This window comes from Rufibacter immobilis (assembly GCF_003721565.1).
GTDB lineage: Bacteria > Bacteroidota > Bacteroidia > Cytophagales > Hymenobacteraceae > Nibribacter > Nibribacter immobilis.
In genome coordinates this window covers 1295433-1309193 of sequence record NZ_RJJE01000009.1, presented here as the reverse complement: position 1 = coordinate 1309193, position 13761 = coordinate 1295433, and the positions used below count along the sequence as shown (strand labels likewise).

Annotated in this window: 12 protein-coding genes and 2 tRNA genes; 9 read left to right on the top strand and 5 right to left on the bottom strand. The window is 52.9% G+C overall.

From position 1 onward, the window contains the following. Positions 1-81: 81 nt before the first annotated feature. Positions 82-1869, bottom strand: coding sequence for an ABC transporter ATP-binding protein (locus EFA69_RS12615; RefSeq protein WP_123133396.1), 1788 nt, complete (start codon positions 1867-1869; stop codon positions 82-84). Between the two features lie 146 nt (positions 1870-2015). Between EFA69_RS12615 and EFA69_RS12610 the strand changes: the two genes are divergently transcribed. The 8 genes from EFA69_RS12610 (at position 2016) to coaE (ending at position 9336) form a co-directional block, all read left to right on the top strand. Beyond that, positions 2016-3116 (top strand): Glu/Leu/Phe/Val dehydrogenase dimerization domain-containing protein, encoded by a 1101-nt coding sequence (locus EFA69_RS12610; RefSeq protein ID WP_123133395.1) that lies wholly within the window; start codon positions 2016-2018, stop codon positions 3114-3116. A 1125-nt stretch (positions 3117-4241) separates the two neighbouring features. After that, positions 4242-5381, top strand: coding sequence for a transcription antitermination factor NusB (gene nusB / locus EFA69_RS12605; RefSeq protein ID WP_245964565.1), 1140 nt, complete (start codon positions 4242-4244; stop codon positions 5379-5381). 130 nt (positions 5382-5511) lie between these two features. Then, positions 5512-5817 carry a YtxH domain-containing protein gene (locus EFA69_RS12600; protein WP_123133393.1) on the top strand — a complete coding sequence of 102 codons (306 nt, stop codon included), beginning with the start codon at positions 5512-5514 and terminating at the stop codon, positions 5815-5817. An 11-nt stretch (positions 5818-5828) separates the two neighbouring features. Further along, positions 5829-6827, top strand: coding sequence for an isocitrate/isopropylmalate dehydrogenase family protein (locus EFA69_RS12595; protein ID WP_123133392.1), 999 nt, complete (start codon positions 5829-5831; stop codon positions 6825-6827). Between the two features lie 31 nt (positions 6828-6858). Then, positions 6859-7401 (top strand): DUF1573 domain-containing protein, encoded by a 543-nt coding sequence (locus EFA69_RS12590; RefSeq protein ID WP_123133391.1) that lies wholly within the window; start codon positions 6859-6861, stop codon positions 7399-7401. Between the two features lie 15 nt (positions 7402-7416). After that, positions 7417-7749, top strand: coding sequence for a preprotein translocase subunit YajC (yajC, locus tag EFA69_RS12585; RefSeq protein ID WP_123133390.1), 333 nt, complete (start codon positions 7417-7419; stop codon positions 7747-7749). 8 nt (positions 7750-7757) lie between these two features. Continuing rightward, positions 7758-8738, top strand: a complete 981-nt coding sequence (locus tag EFA69_RS12580) for a CdaR family protein (protein ID WP_123133389.1) — start codon at positions 7758-7760, stop codon at positions 8736-8738. Position 8739: 1 nt separating this feature from the next. Then, positions 8740-9336 (top strand): dephospho-CoA kinase, encoded by a 597-nt coding sequence (gene coaE, locus EFA69_RS12575; RefSeq protein WP_123133388.1) that lies wholly within the window; start codon positions 8740-8742, stop codon positions 9334-9336. Positions 9337-9465: 129 nt separating this feature from the next. Here the strand turns inward: coaE and EFA69_RS12570 are convergent, their stop codons facing one another. From EFA69_RS12570 to EFA69_RS12560, 3 genes are all read right to left on the bottom strand, one after another. Next, positions 9466-10647, bottom strand: coding sequence for a hypothetical protein (locus tag EFA69_RS12570; RefSeq protein ID WP_123133387.1), 1182 nt, complete (start codon positions 10645-10647; stop codon positions 9466-9468). A 429-nt stretch (positions 10648-11076) separates the two neighbouring features. Then, positions 11077-11151: transfer RNA gene (locus EFA69_RS12565), tRNA-Val, on the bottom strand. 85 nt (positions 11152-11236) lie between these two features. Beyond that, positions 11237-11311 (bottom strand) — tRNA-Val (locus EFA69_RS12560). A 292-nt stretch (positions 11312-11603) separates the two neighbouring features. On the opposite strand from EFA69_RS12560, the gene EFA69_RS12555 reads away from it, so the two are divergent. Beyond that, complete coding sequence (locus EFA69_RS12555) at positions 11604-12419, top strand: tellurite resistance TerB family protein (RefSeq protein ID WP_123133386.1); 816 nt, start codon at positions 11604-11606, stop codon at positions 12417-12419. A 92-nt stretch (positions 12420-12511) separates the two neighbouring features. Here the strand turns inward: EFA69_RS12555 and EFA69_RS12550 are convergent, their stop codons facing one another. Beyond that, the gene (locus EFA69_RS12550; RefSeq protein WP_123133385.1) at positions 12512-13627 is read right to left on the bottom strand and encodes a mechanosensitive ion channel family protein; all 1116 of its coding nucleotides are present in this window, start codon (positions 13625-13627) and stop codon (positions 12512-12514) included. Positions 13628-13761 lie beyond the last annotated feature (134 nt).

The following is a 13761-nucleotide window of genomic DNA, read 5'->3' as shown; positions in this document are numbered from 1 at the left end:
AATTCGGGTTTGGCGAAAGTGCTTTTGAAATTTGCTGTGCGTTTAGCGGCTCTTTTTCCTAAATCTGGCCCAAACCGGCTTTTACTCCTGGTCTTCGGTCTGCAGCTGGCGCTCGTAGAGGGCACGGTACAGGCCATTCGTGTCCTGCATCAGGTCTTCATGGGTGCCGTGCTGCACCACCACGCCATCGTCCAGCACCAGAATCTTGTTGGCAAGTTTCACGGAACTCACGCGGTGCGAGATAATGATGGACGTACGGTTGGCCATCACGCGCTGCAGGCTGTTAAGAATCGCGTTCTCGGTTTTGGTGTCTACCGCCGAGAGGGAATCGTCCAGGATCAGGATTTTGGGTTCGCGGGCCAGGGCACGGGCAATGGAAACGCGTTGCTTCTGCCCGCCGGAGAGGGTAATGCCGCGCTCGCCCAGCACGGTATCAAATTGGGCCGGGAAGTGCATGATGTTCTCATACACATCAGCATCTTTGGCGGCCTGCAGCATCTTTTCCTCGGGCAGGGCGTCTACCCCAAACCCGATGTTGTTTCTGATGGAGTCTGAGAACAGGAACACGTCCTGCGGCACGTACCCAATCTGGCTGCGCAGGTTGGAGAGGCTGTAGTCACGGATGTCTTCGCCGTCAATCAGGATTCGGCCGCCGGTGGCGTCATAGAGGCGGCACACCAGCGCGGCCACCGTGCTCTTGCCGGAGCCGGTGTTGCCAATCACGGCCAAAGTCTCGCCGGGATTAATCTGGAAAGACAGTTTCTTGAGCGCATGGATGCCGGTGTCTGGGTACACAAAGTCCACGTCTTCAAACACAATGGCGCCTTTGAGGTCTTTCTCCAGGTGTTTCTGGGAGATGATATCGGTTTTGGTGTTCAGGAACTCATTGATACGCTGCTGCGAGGCGGCGGCGCGCTGTACTAGGGAGGTGGTCCAGCCCAGCGCCGTCACCGGCCAGGTGAGCATGTTCACGTAAATCAGGAATTCGGCAATCACGCCGGGCGTAATACTGCCGTTGATCACTTCCTTGCCGCCCAGCCACACGGTAATGATGGTGCTCAGGCCAATCAGGAACAGGATGAGCGGGAAGAAAAGTGAGTTCACGAAGTTGAGCTCCAATGACTTGTCTTTGTAGGTGTCGCTGGCTTTGGTGAAGTTGGCGTGCGAATCCTGCTCGCGCACAAACGACTTCAGCACCCTGATGCCCGAGAACGCCTCCTGCACAAAGGTGGTAATGCCGCTGAGGCTTTTCTGAATCTCGTCGCTCTTGCGCTCAATGATGTTGTTCACGTAGTAAATGCTCACCGAGAGGATGGGCAGCGGCAGGAGCGTGTAAATGGTGAGCTTCACGTTCACGGAGAGCATGTAGGGGATCACCATCAGGAAGAGCACCACCAGGTTCACGCCGTACATAATGGCAGGCCCTAGGTACATGCGCACCCGGCTCACGTCTTCAGAGATACGCGCCATAAGGTCACCGGTGTTGTTGCGGCGGTAGAAGCTGAGGGGCAGCGTCTGGTAGTGGGCGTAGATCTCGTTCTTGAGGTCGTTCTCAATGAGGCGGCTCATGACAATGATGGTCTGCCGCATGAAGAACAGGAAGATACCCCGCAACAGCGCCATGAGCACGATAACTGCCCCGTAGAACAGGGTACTGCGGGCGAAGGAGGCGTACACATTTTCTTGCTGCGCGAACCCGTCGTGCAGTTGGTACATGGTAATGCCCTCGCGCACCAGGTCAAAGGCGTGGCGCACCACCTGCGCCGGAATGATGGCGAAGATGTTGGACACAATCACAAACACAATCCCCCAGAAGAAGCGGAACTTGTATTTGAGCAGATACTTGTTTAAATATTTAAGTGATTTCACAGCCAGCAGTTATCCAAAACACGTACTAACACTTGTTAGTAATTTTCTTGATCTATCAGAAATATACCCTTACTTTCGCAGCGAAATTACCAATTAGCTTCCCCAATATCTAACAAAAGAGGGTAGCGTTACCGCTACTATACCACATGATAGAAGTCAAAGAGTTAGCAACTGCGCCAGAAACCTCTGTTTTTAGCCAGATTAGCGGATACCAGCACGAGCAGGTGGTTTTCTGCCACGATCATGAAACCGGCCTCAAAGCCATCATTGGTGTGCACAACACGGTGTTAGGACCTGCCCTGGGTGGTACCCGCATGTGGACGTACGCCTCTGAGGCCGAAGCGTTACGTGACGTGCTGCGCCTGTCGCGCGGCATGACCTATAAATCGGCCATCTCGGGGCTGAACCTGGGCGGCGGAAAGGCCGTGATCATCGGGGACTCCAAGAAAGACAAAACCGAAGCCATGATGCGCAAGTTCGGTCGGTTTGTGAACAACCTGAACGGCAAATACATCACCGCCGAAGACATGGGCATGACCACCCAGGACATGGCCTACATTGGCATGGAGACCAAGCACGTGGCCGGTCTGCCGGAGTCGCAGGGCGGGAGCGGAGATCCCTCGCCGGTAACGGCTTACGGGACCTATATGGGCATGAAAGCCGCCGCCAAAAAAGCCTGGGGCCATGACAGCCTGGCCGGGAAGAAAATCTCGGTGCAGGGAACGGGCCACGTGGGCGGTTATTTAATTGACTACCTGGCCAAAGAAGGTGCCCAGCTGTTCATCACAGACATTGACCAGGAGCGCCTGCAGCGCATTGCCGCCAACACCGGCGCCACGGTGGTGGGCCTGGATGAAATCTATGACCTGGACGTTGACATCTACTCGCCCTGCGCCATGGGAGCCACCATCAATGACCACACGTTGCAGCGCCTCAAGTGCCAAGTGATTGCCGGTTGCGCCAACAACCAGCTGCAGGACGAGAACGTGCACGGTCCAGCCCTGGTGAACCGCGGCATCATCTACGCGCCTGACTTCCTGATCAACGCGGGCGGTATCATCAACGTGTACTCAGAGGTGAAGAAACTGAACCGCGAGTGGGCCATGCAGCAGACCGAGCAGATCTACAACACCACGCTCAATATCTTCGCCAAAGCCGAGGCAGACGGTACCCACACCCAGAAAGCCGCCACAGAACTTGCGCAGAAGCGTATTGATGACATGGCCAAGATCAAGCAGACCTACTAGTTCCTCTTCTCCCTCAGAGGAGCGAATTCCACTAAGCGTTTAGGGGCTGTTTTTTCAAAAACAGCCCCTAAACGCTTTTTTAGGTTTGTGCCTCACCTACGTTTTGAGCTTGTTTTCAGAAAAAGAGCCCCTAAACGCACTTAACCCACCCCTACCCCTCCCAGGAGGGGAGTCCCGCCACCTAGGATCAAGACGCAATGCCTTTGATTCATTCGGCCCCGCACTCCAGCCACGCCCGCAAGCTAATGGGAATAACAGCGATCCCTCTGGCAGTAGGCTTGCCTGCGGGAGCGGGCAACGCAGGGGCAATATGCCCCGAGGCGCTTAGCGGGAGCACGCTCAGACGGTAAAAGCCTGCAATAGCCTTAGCTTCCTATAGAACAGAGGACGGCTGCCCGGTGGTACCTCAAATGAAGAAAAGACTGTCCGAGCGTCAGCGAGTTTCTTTTCTTCTTGATTCTTTTGGTTACTTTTCTCATCAAGGAGAAAAGTGACAGACGTTGGCAGAAAGTAAAATGATAAGAGGTTCGGCAGGAACGGCAATGGAAAGCAAAGACGGATAGAGCAAACCGGAGCGGCAGTCTTGGTTGTCGGTGAGAACACCAACAACGGCGAAAGCAGCAGGAGTTTCGGCAAGGAAGGTAATATAGCCCTAGGTTCGGCAGGAACGGGAGTGAAAGGCACCTGTCCTTGCAGGCAAGTCCAGAAGAAGAGAGACCGGCTCGTGTAAACATCCCCCTACCCCCTTCAAAGGGGGACTCTCGGAGGTGAGAAGCAGTTCTCATGACATGAACCTTTTGCCAAATGTGGAGCACAATAGACAATCCTTCAGAATACAAAAAACAAGTAATGCGTTTAGCGGCTCATTTTCCAAAAACAGGTGCTAAATGCAACTTGAGAGAAACGCCGCGCCTTTTGCCCAAGTAAAAGGAATAGTGCTAATTAAAAAGAGAGGACCGTTTGCTTCTTGGGCTACAAGTTCGGACCTTTGCGGCAGAATTGGGGGAGGGGCCGTATAAGGGCGAAAGCCACCCGCCAACTCCCAACTTTTAGCTTAATTTTCACGTTCACCACGTTCTTTCCTTATTTAATATGCTCAACCGCAGAATACTCCGTATCAAAGCCATGCAAGCCATTTATGCCTACGTGCAGGCAGAAGGGTCAGACTATTTACTGGCGCTGGATTTGATCGCGGACCGATTTGCCCCCGACCTGATGGCCATTGAGCCGCAGGACCGTAAAAAACTGGAAGGCCAGAAGCAGATCGCCACGCTGCTGTTCAAGGAATGGTACGAAACCCGCAAATTTGACACCGAGGAGAAAGACCGCGAAATTCTGGATGCAGCCCAGGCGGCCGTTAATTTCTACCAGAACGCGCTCCGAAAAGACCTTAAGTTCTTCGGTAACCAGATGCTGACCGCCGCTGAGGAAATCTATGACCGCTACCTGTTAACCTTGCTGGTGCTGCAGGAGCTGGTGCACCTCATTGAAGGCGATGAGAAAAAAGCCGCCACCCGTTTCACAGAGCGCACAGACGCAGACTTGAGCAAACTGCTCCAGAATAAAGCCCTGCAGAAACTGTTGGGCAACAAATTCCTGGAGCAGCGCGTGATCAGGAGAAACCTGAGCTGGGCCGGTGACCTGGAGGTAGTGCAGAAAATCTACCGCAACAGCCTCAAAAAAGACGAAGAAGTACTGGCGTACCTGGCGGTAGCCGAGCCAACCTATGAGCAGGATCTGGAACTGCTCAAACATATCTTCAAAAATCTTATCTTTAAGGACGAGAACCTGCAGGCCCTGTTTGAGGAGAAAGACCTGAACTGGGTGGAGAACAAGTCTGTGGTGAAAAGCCTGGTAAACAAATCCATCAAGATGCTGGAGGAGGATACCGATGAGAACCTGGCCCTGCTAGACCTTTCGCCCAGCTGGGAAGACGACAAAGCCTTCTTTGAGGAACTCTACTTTGAAACCCTCAAAGACGATGAGAAGTACGAAGCCATGATCTCAGAAAGCGTGAAGAACTGGGACGTGGAGCGGGTGGCCCTCATGGACAAGATCATCCTCAAGATGGCGCTCTGCGAGATGCATATTTTCAGGAGCATTCCGGTAAAGGTGACCATCAATGAGTATATTGACATCTCTAAAGTGTACAGCACGCCTAAGAGCAAGCAGTTCGTGAACGGGGTGTTAGACAAGCTGTCTCAGGACCTGCTCTCCAGCGGCGCCATCCGTAAATCTGGAAGAGGTTTGCTAGACAACAAATAAAAAGACCAGTTTTGCGTTCTCAGTGAAACCAATAACGTAGCCGGTTTGCGTTTAGGGGCTGTTTTTCCAAAAACAGCCCCTAAACGCAAACAGAGGCTCTTGCGTAACAACCTTAATACTACCTAAAACTATGGGCAAAAAAACCAATGCTATCCTTGCCTTCTCTACCGGCATCGCTACGGGAGCGGTGCTAGGAATCTTATTTGCGCCAGAGAAAGGCCGTGAAACCCGTGACAAACTGAGCTTTCAGTTAGAGAAATACCGGGCCCGTCTGCTGGAGCTCACCAATGACCTCATTGCCGGAAGAGAAGAGCAGGGCTCTGCCGCCAAAACCGAGGGGCAGCGCGTGATCAAAGATGCCCGCGACAAAGCCGAGCGTCTGTTGGTAGACGTAGACTCCCTCATCAATCAAATCAATAACAGAAAGGAAATCTAAGCCCCTTGACCATGACAACCGTTACCCTTATTCCCGGCGACGGGATAGGTCCTGAGATCACGGAAGCCGTAAAGGCGATCTTTGCAGCCGCACAAGTGCCCATCACTTGGGAAGAAGAAAACGCCGGACAAACCACCTTTGAGTCCATGGGTGAGCTGATTCCGCAGACCCTTATTGCTTCCCTGGAGCGTAATAAAATCGCCCTCAAAGGCCCTATCACCACGCCGGTGGGCAAAGGCTTCAAGAGCATCAACGTACAGCTCCGCCAGAAATTCGATTTATATTCCAACGTACGCCCGGCCAAGACCACGGCGGGTGTGAAAACCCGGTTTGAGAACGTAGACCTGGTGCTGTTCCGGGAGAACACAGAAGGACTGTACTCCGGGCTGGAGATCTATGACGAGCGCCTGGGCATTGCCGATTCCATCTCGCGCGTGACGGTAGAAGGTTGCCATAAAATTGTGCGGGCTGCTTTCCAGTTTGCCGCCAAGCATAACCGTTCCAAAGTGACGGTGGCGCACAAAGCCAACATCCTGAAAAACGCCGGTAGACTGATGCTGGAAGCTGCTGAGGCCGTTTCCAAAGAATTTCCTGAGGTGCAGTGGGATGAGAAGATCATTGACAACATGTGCATGCAGCTGGTGAGCAAACCAGAGCAGTTTGACGTGGTGGTCACCACTAACCTGTTCGGAGATATTCTCTCTGACCTGTGTGCCGGTCTGGTAGGTGGTCTGGGTGTGGTGTCTGGCGCCAATATTGGCGATGATATGGCTATTTTTGAAGCCGTGCACGGCTCGGCCCCAGATATTGCCGGTAAAGGCTTGGCTAACCCAACCGCCCTGCTGCGTTCTGCCCTCATGATGCTACAGCACATGGGCTTGCAGGAGCAGGCAGACAGAATTGAGAACGCGCTGGAGAAAACCTTGCTCAACAAAGAGCAATGCACCCGCGATTTAGGTGGTACTGCGTCTACCTCAGAATTTACGCAGCATATAATTTCAAATTTGTAACTTGTCCTATTCTTTTAATAGGTAGAATCTTATGAAAAAGCAATTTGTCATCGCATTGCTCTTAGCCGGTGGTCTCTGGACAACCAGCTGCGAGAAAAAAGCAACTACAGAAGAAGCAACCGCCACTGAGCAGAACGCTTCTGAAGGGACTGCTCCGGCAGCCAATGATCCGGCTACCAACCCTAACGTGGCCAGCCAGGAAGCCGTGGATCCTAACGCGCCTAAGCCCGTCATGACGTTCAAAGAAACGGAGCATGATTTCGGTAATATCAAGGCAGACAAGAAAGTGCAGCACACTTTTACTTTCACCAACACCGGCCAAGCGCCCCTGGTGATTGAGAGCGCCTCCGCCACCTGCGGTTGTACCGTGCCGCAATGGCCAAAAGAACCTATTGCCCCTGGCAAAACCGGCGAGATCACTGTTGAGTTTGACCCAGCCGGTAAAACTGGCCAGCAGTCTAAGCAGATCACCATCACCGCCAACACAGATCCGCAGATCAACCAGTTAGTGATTAAGACCAACATTACCGGCACAGTGCCGCAGGCAGGAGCAGAAGGACCTGTTCGTTTATAATCTTAGAACAACCTTATGTTAACAATTTTATTGCAAGCCTCCGCAGAGAACACCAATGTGTATGCTAATTTCCTGTTCATTGGCTTAATTATTCTGGTATTTTATTTCTTCATGCTGCGCCCGCAACAGAAAAAGGCCAAAGACCAGAAGAAATTCAGAGATGAACTGAAGCGCGGAATGAACGTGGTTACCATTGGTGGGCTGCACGGCCGCCTGCTCAGCATAGATGATGACACCGTTTGGATTGAAGTAGACAAAGGCATTAAGCTGAAATTTGACAAAATAGCGATTGCGATGGAACCTACCAGCCGTGTCAACGCTAATGCCAGCACAGAACCCACTACGTAAAAAATACCTTGCCATTTAATAAGACAAAGCACGCCCTCCTCTGGTTACTGAGACCGTTTTCACCCAAACAGAAACAGTACTGGCGGGTGGTGTTGCTTTGTTTTTTTACGGCCGCTACTTTCTGGCTGCTCAACGCCCTCAATAAAAGTTATACCGCGCAGGTATCCTATCCCATCCGGTTCAAATATGATCCGCAGGCGTTGGTGCCCGTGAAGCCTCTGCCAGAAGTGGTCATGATTAGTGTGACCGGCAAAGGCTGGAAGCTGCTCCGCAAAAACCTGCTGTTTAACGTAAAACCCGCCGAACTCTCCATTAGGGGGTTGCCCCACGTGAAGCGGTTGCCAGGGCATGCCCTACGGCCCGCCATCGCCAATGTGTTGGATGGCTTGGCGCTCAATTTTGTGGTCACAGACACCGTCAGCTTTGATTTTGATCGGCTACTTACCCGCAAGTTCCCGCTGGCTATTGATACCACCCAGGTAATCGCAGCCCCGGGCTTCCAATTTGTAGGGCCCGTGAAAGTGCGCCCAGACTCCGTCACCTTTACCGGACCTGAGCAGATCCTGAATCAATTTCCCAACCCATTCCTGTTAAGCGTTCCTAACCGAAGCCTAAAAGCGCCTTTCAAAGCCGAAGTACCGCTGGTATATGATTATACCTCCCTGGTGCAGGCAGATGTAAGCGAGGCCGAGGTTGAGTTCAGTATAGTAGCTTTAGAGCGTAGAGAAGTGGTGGTGCAGCCCACGTTGCAGAACTTCCCGGCAGGATACCGCCTGCGGGTGATGAACGGACCGCTGGTGGTGCAGTATGCTTGCCTGCCCAAGAGTAGAGAACTTCTGCAGCCCGAGCTATTTCAGGTAGCACTTGACTTCAGGCAGTTCAACGCCGCAGACTCCACCATTGCGCCTACGCTGTTGCAGAAAGCACCTCTCACCAAACAAATCAGCCTGCTGCCTGCCAGGGTCAAGATATCTTTAATACCGCAGTGACATGCTTAAAATTGGCATTACCGGGGGCATTGGCTCTGGCAAGAGCATAGTGTGCAAATGCTTTCAGCTGTTAGGGGTACCCGTGTATGATTCAGATACCCGCGCCAAATGGGTGATGAACCATGACCCGGAGCTGCGCGAACAGCTGATCTCCGCTTTTGGACCGGAGACCTTTGATGCCCAGCAAAACCTGAACCGCCCCTACCTGAGCCAGAAAGTATTCCATAACACAGCTGAATTGGCCAAGCTTAACGGTATGGTGCACCCGCAGGTACGCAAAGACTTCTATAAATGGGTAGAGCAGCACCAACAGGCCCCCTATATTCTAAAGGAAGCTGCGCTCATGTTTGAGTCCAATGCCTATACGCAGGTAGACCATGTGCTCACGGTTTCAGCGCCGTTGTCCATTAGAGTAACCCGCACGCTCCAGCGTGATTTGCACCGCAACCAGGCCGAGGTGGAAGCCATCATCCATAAGCAATTGCCGGAAGAAGAAAGAGTGCGGCGGGCACAGTTCGTCCTTTACAATGATGATACCCAACTGGTGTTGCCGCAAGTGGTGCAGCTGCACCAGAACTTCCTGCGCTTGGCCCATTAGGCATTTAGAGCCTCTTTTCCCAAAACAAGCCCCAAAGTAGCAATTGCCTACAAAGACTTATCCTCCAGTAAAACTTGCTGTTTAGTCACAGTTTCTGGATGTGCAGAGAATTCAGTGCGACGCTGCCTCTTACTGCGCAGACCTTACGTTGATGATTGGGTACCGCGTGAAGGGCTTAGTTGGATCAAAAATCTTGCGGTACGTCACGTGGGTTTTGTAGATGCGGGCTCCCAGGCCTTTGGTCACCAGCATCATCTTGGGGTTGAAGTCGCCTACCCAGTTCATTTCAATCTCGCGGGCACCGTAGGCGTTGAGGGGACCTTGCGCATGGCAGATAAGGTAAGAGTCCACGCCTTTGGCCTGAAATTCAGGCACTACGCCAAAAATCACCCCAAACACTTTCTTGTCAGTGCGCTTGTTGTAGCGCCAGCGGTAGTAGAGGAACTTCAGTTTGGCCAGAAAATCAAATTGACCGTTGAGGTGCTTGAAAAGTTGGTTCAGCTCTGGCAGCATGATGAAGAAAGCAATCGGTTTGCCTTCAAAGTAGGCGAAGTTGATGAGCTGCTCCACCATGACCGGTTTCATGCTTTCCACCATTTTCATGGCTTTCTCCAGGGTCATCTCATTGATGCCGGCATGCCCAGACCAAGCTTTGTTATACACTTCCAGAAAGTCCTGCGCCAGTTTCTCCAGATTCTTCTTGGAGGGGTGCCCAAAACTGTAGCCAGGCGTCTCATCCAGCGTTTTAGACCGCTGCCGTATTTTCTCGCTGAACTGGGCGTGCGTGTCCATGTAATAGGTGTACTGCTTAAAGTATACCTGAAAGCCATAACTCTCAAACAATTCCTGATAGTAAGGTGGGTGGTAGAACATGCCATAGTTAGGCTCCGTGAACCCTTGTGTCAACAGGCCCCACCAGCGGTCCCGTTCCCCAAAGTTGATGGGCCCATCCATGGCTTCCATGCCCTGGGCAGCCAACCAGTTCTGGCACGCGTCAAACAAAGCGTTGGCGGCTGACTGGTCATTGATGCACTCAAAGAAGCCCATCCCCCCCGTGACGTACTCAGAAGCATCTTTGGTCTTGTTGTTCACAAAAGCAGCCACCCGGCCAATGGTTTGTCCTTGCGGGTTCTGCAAAATCCATCTAATGGCGGTGCCGTTCCGGAAGTTAGGGTTCTGGGCGGGGTCAAACACTTGCTCAATGTCTTTGTCAAGGGGCCTGATCCAATTAGGGTGGTCTTGGTAAACCGAAGTAGGGAAATCAAGAAAGGCTTTGGTAGTGACCGCGTTTGTGACCTCAAGTAAGTGCATATCCGGTGGGCTAAGAAAGGCAAAAATACAGAATATGCATCAGATACGCTAAGTAAGGGCTTAAACCACCCTGTCTGGTACCGTGACTTACTACATTTCCACACCTCATGGAGAGAACAGTTCATTGAGGCATAGGAATGGACAAACGCCGCTTTCAACCAAGAGCCGGCGCAGAGATAATCAGAGTAGAGGTTGCCGCGCGCCAGCCCAGTGCCAATACACGGTTTATACCTTTGGCGAGGGCTTGGGGAATTACCCTTTTCTGTAACTTATGCGGCCTTGTGGGGAAGCGTAGGGAAACTCAGCCAGGTTGCGTCAATGAGGTAAGAGGGCAAGGATTTTTCTGCGGATAGAGCCTAGGGCAAATCTTTAAACTCGGGCTGGAACTAAAACACAAAAGCCTCACGGTTAGGTGAGGCTTCATGTAAGTGGGACGTGCTGGATTCGAACCAGCGACCCTCTGCTTGTAAGGCAGATGCTCTGAACCAGCTGAGCTAACATCCCAATAAAAGGGGTAGAAGATCTATCATCTTCAAGTGAAGTTTCGCATAAAAAAGCCTCTCTAAGCGGAGAGGCTTTTTTATGTAAGTGGGACGTGCTGGATTCGAACCAGCGACCCTCTGCTTGTAAGGCAGATGCTCTGAACCAGCTGAGCTAACATCCCGAAGGCTCCGAAGACCCGCTGTCTCCGTTTGATGATGCAAATATGGCAGGTAGAAATTTAATCACCAAATCATGCCCTGAAAAAAAGTAAAAAAATATGCCACAGCATGGTTTGGCGCTGGCACGGCACCAACGGGAACGGGTTCTTCAAGCGCATTCTGGCGGCGGGGCAAAAGGAAGGCAGGGGCGGGAAGGCCTGGCGTTTAGGGACCGTTTTTACAAAAACAGGCGCTAAACGCCAACTCGTTTCTGGCCGCGTCGTTTGTCTAATTCTACACTAACGCATTGAAACTATGGCTGAAGAAACCACCGCTTTACTCAAAGAATACTCAGAACAGGAGAAAGGGGCTTACCTGGGCGCACTGGCCACCATCGCCTCGGCAGATGGTCATGTGTCTGAAGAAGAGATCACCTTTCTGCAACTCATGGCCGAAGCCGCTGAGCTGCCCCAGAATGTGCAGGAAGAAGTAGTCTCCATCGCGAAGAATCCCTCCCAGATAAGTCTCCAGCGTTGCCTGGACGTGCTCAAGGGCAGCCCCCTCCGGTTTTCGTTTGTCACAGACATCATCAGCTTCGCCAAGTCAGACGGGGAATATACCGCAGAGGAGCAGCAGCGCATCTCAGAGATAGGCAAGTACCTGGGCATTGACCAGAAACAATTCAGCATCCTGGACCAGTTCGTGGACAATGCCAACCAGGCGCAGGAGCACGGCGAAGACCCCACCTCCAACTCCTTCCTGAGCAAAAGCGGCTTTGGCGACATGTTCAAGAACGCGGGTATCTCGCCGGGCATGGTTACCGGAATGCTGGGCGTGCTGGCCCCAATTGTGATCAGTGGCATGATGAACCGCCGCCGTGGCAGCATGATGGGCGGCGGCATGGGCATGGGAGGTGGCCTGGGCGGACTCCTGGGTGGTTTGCTGGGCGGCGGCATGATGGGTAGAGGCGGCATGTACGGCAGCGGCCGAATGGGGGGCTTAGGCTCTATGGCCTCTATTCTGGGTGGCCTGGGCGGGCGCAGAGGCTACGGCGGCGGCATGGCTTCGGGCGGTCTGGGAGGCTTGCTGGGCGGTATCTTGGGCGGCGGCCGAAAAGGGTCCGGCTGGTAGCAGCTTTTTCCGTTTAGGGGCTGTTTTCCCGAAAAAAGCCCCTAAACGGAAAATTTGCCGCCATCGCCTGCGCCACGAAGGAATCTGAAGGTTTACGCTTCCTCGCGCTGCACCAGCACGGTCTGCGTCCGGAAGGCGAATTCAGCGTGCTGCTGCTCCACAATCTCCACAATCCGGTAGTTGATTTCCTCCCTAATCTCCATGTACTCGTTCCAGTCAATGGTGTTGATGAAGTAAAGCACCAGAATGTCTTTGGAGTGGGGACCCAGGCGGTAGAACCGTACCTTGCCGTCTTCGTTGGTGCGCGGGTGCTGGTCTATGTATGCCTGAATCTGAGTACTGATGGCCTTCATCTGCTCTGAGGTGGTCTGGTAGGTGAGCATGAGTTCAAAGGTCACCCGCCTAAACGTGCGCAGGGTAAGGTTGTCCAGCGGCTTGTCTATCATGCTTTTGTTGGGCAGCGTCACGTAGCTTTTCTCAATGGTCCTGATGCGGGTGCTCCTGAACCCAATTTTCTCAATAGTACCTGTGATCTCGCCCACCTGCACCAAGTCGCCTACCACAAACGGGTGGTCCAGGAAAATGGTGAAAGAGGCCAGCAGGTTCTCCAGGCTCTCCTTCGCCGCGAAGGCCAGCGCCAAACCACCCACTCCCAGGCCGGCCACCAGGCCCGCCACGTTCACCTGAAAGACCGCCCCCAGAATCACGAAGAACCCAATGATGGCAATGATCACCTTGCTGAAGTCCACGAAGAAGGGCACCAGCTGGTCGTCTAGCTTAGACAGGGTTTTGGCGGCCCGCTTGGAGAAGATCATGCCCACGAAGTCTACCAGCCGCATGGTTACCCACGTGAGCGAGACAATGAGGAAAATGCTGAAAATGCGCTGCAACACCTGCTTGAGGCCCAGCTCGTCTTTGGCGGGCAGACCCAGCTCCGGCGGGTAGTTGAGTTGGTCAAAAGCGATGTAGAGAAACACCAGCAGCGAGAGAAACTCCAGCGGCGTGATCAGCAGGCGCCTGAATTCCTCTTTGGTCACTTCTTTGTTGATGCGCTGCACTAGCACCCCAAACAGAATTGCCGAAAACAGTTTAGAAACGACGGTCTTGAACAGGAAGCCCACCAGCATGATCCCCATGAACATGAGGTACTGCTGCACGGTGTTCCCCAGAAACACAAATTGAAGGATATCTTGAAGTTGGTTTTGCATGGATTCACGTTCTGCCTGCCCCCGGCTCGTACGCTGCCGCAAAGGCCCTGCGGGAAAGGAAAAGCAAATCTATGAAACGAAAACGGTATCCCCGCTTTTTGCCCCCGCATTGCTGCGTTGGGAGAAATCAGGCC

Bases quoted from the DNA above. Each gene is read 5' to 3' on its own strand.
- EFA69_RS12610 (WP_123133395.1), top strand. From the start codon at position 2,016: ATGATAGAAGTCAAAGAGTTAGCAACTGCGCCAGAAACCTCTGTTTTT.
- nusB (WP_245964565.1), top strand. From the start codon at position 4,242: ATGCAAGCCATTTATGCCTACGTGCAGGCAGAAGGGTCAGACTATTTA.
- EFA69_RS12595 (WP_123133392.1), top strand. From the start codon at position 5,829: ATGACAACCGTTACCCTTATTCCCGGCGACGGGATAGGTCCTGAGATC.
- EFA69_RS12590 (WP_123133391.1), top strand. From the start codon at position 6,859: ATGAAAAAGCAATTTGTCATCGCATTGCTCTTAGCCGGTGGTCTCTGG.
- coaE (WP_123133388.1), top strand. From the start codon at position 8,740: ATGCTTAAAATTGGCATTACCGGGGGCATTGGCTCTGGCAAGAGCATA.
- EFA69_RS12570 (WP_123133387.1), bottom strand. From the start codon at position 10,647: ATGCACTTACTTGAGGTCACAAACGCGGTCACTACCAAAGCCTTTCTT.
- EFA69_RS12550 (WP_123133385.1), bottom strand. From the start codon at position 13,627: ATGCAAAACCAACTTCAAGATATCCTTCAATTTGTGTTTCTGGGGAAC.
- EFA69_RS12555 (WP_123133386.1), top strand. From the start codon at position 11,604: ATGGCTGAAGAAACCACCGCTTTACTCAAAGAATACTCAGAACAGGAG.
- EFA69_RS12600 (WP_123133393.1), top strand. From the start codon at position 5,512: ATGGGCAAAAAAACCAATGCTATCCTTGCCTTCTCTACCGGCATCGCT.
- yajC (WP_123133390.1), top strand. From the start codon at position 7,417: ATGTTAACAATTTTATTGCAAGCCTCCGCAGAGAACACCAATGTGTAT.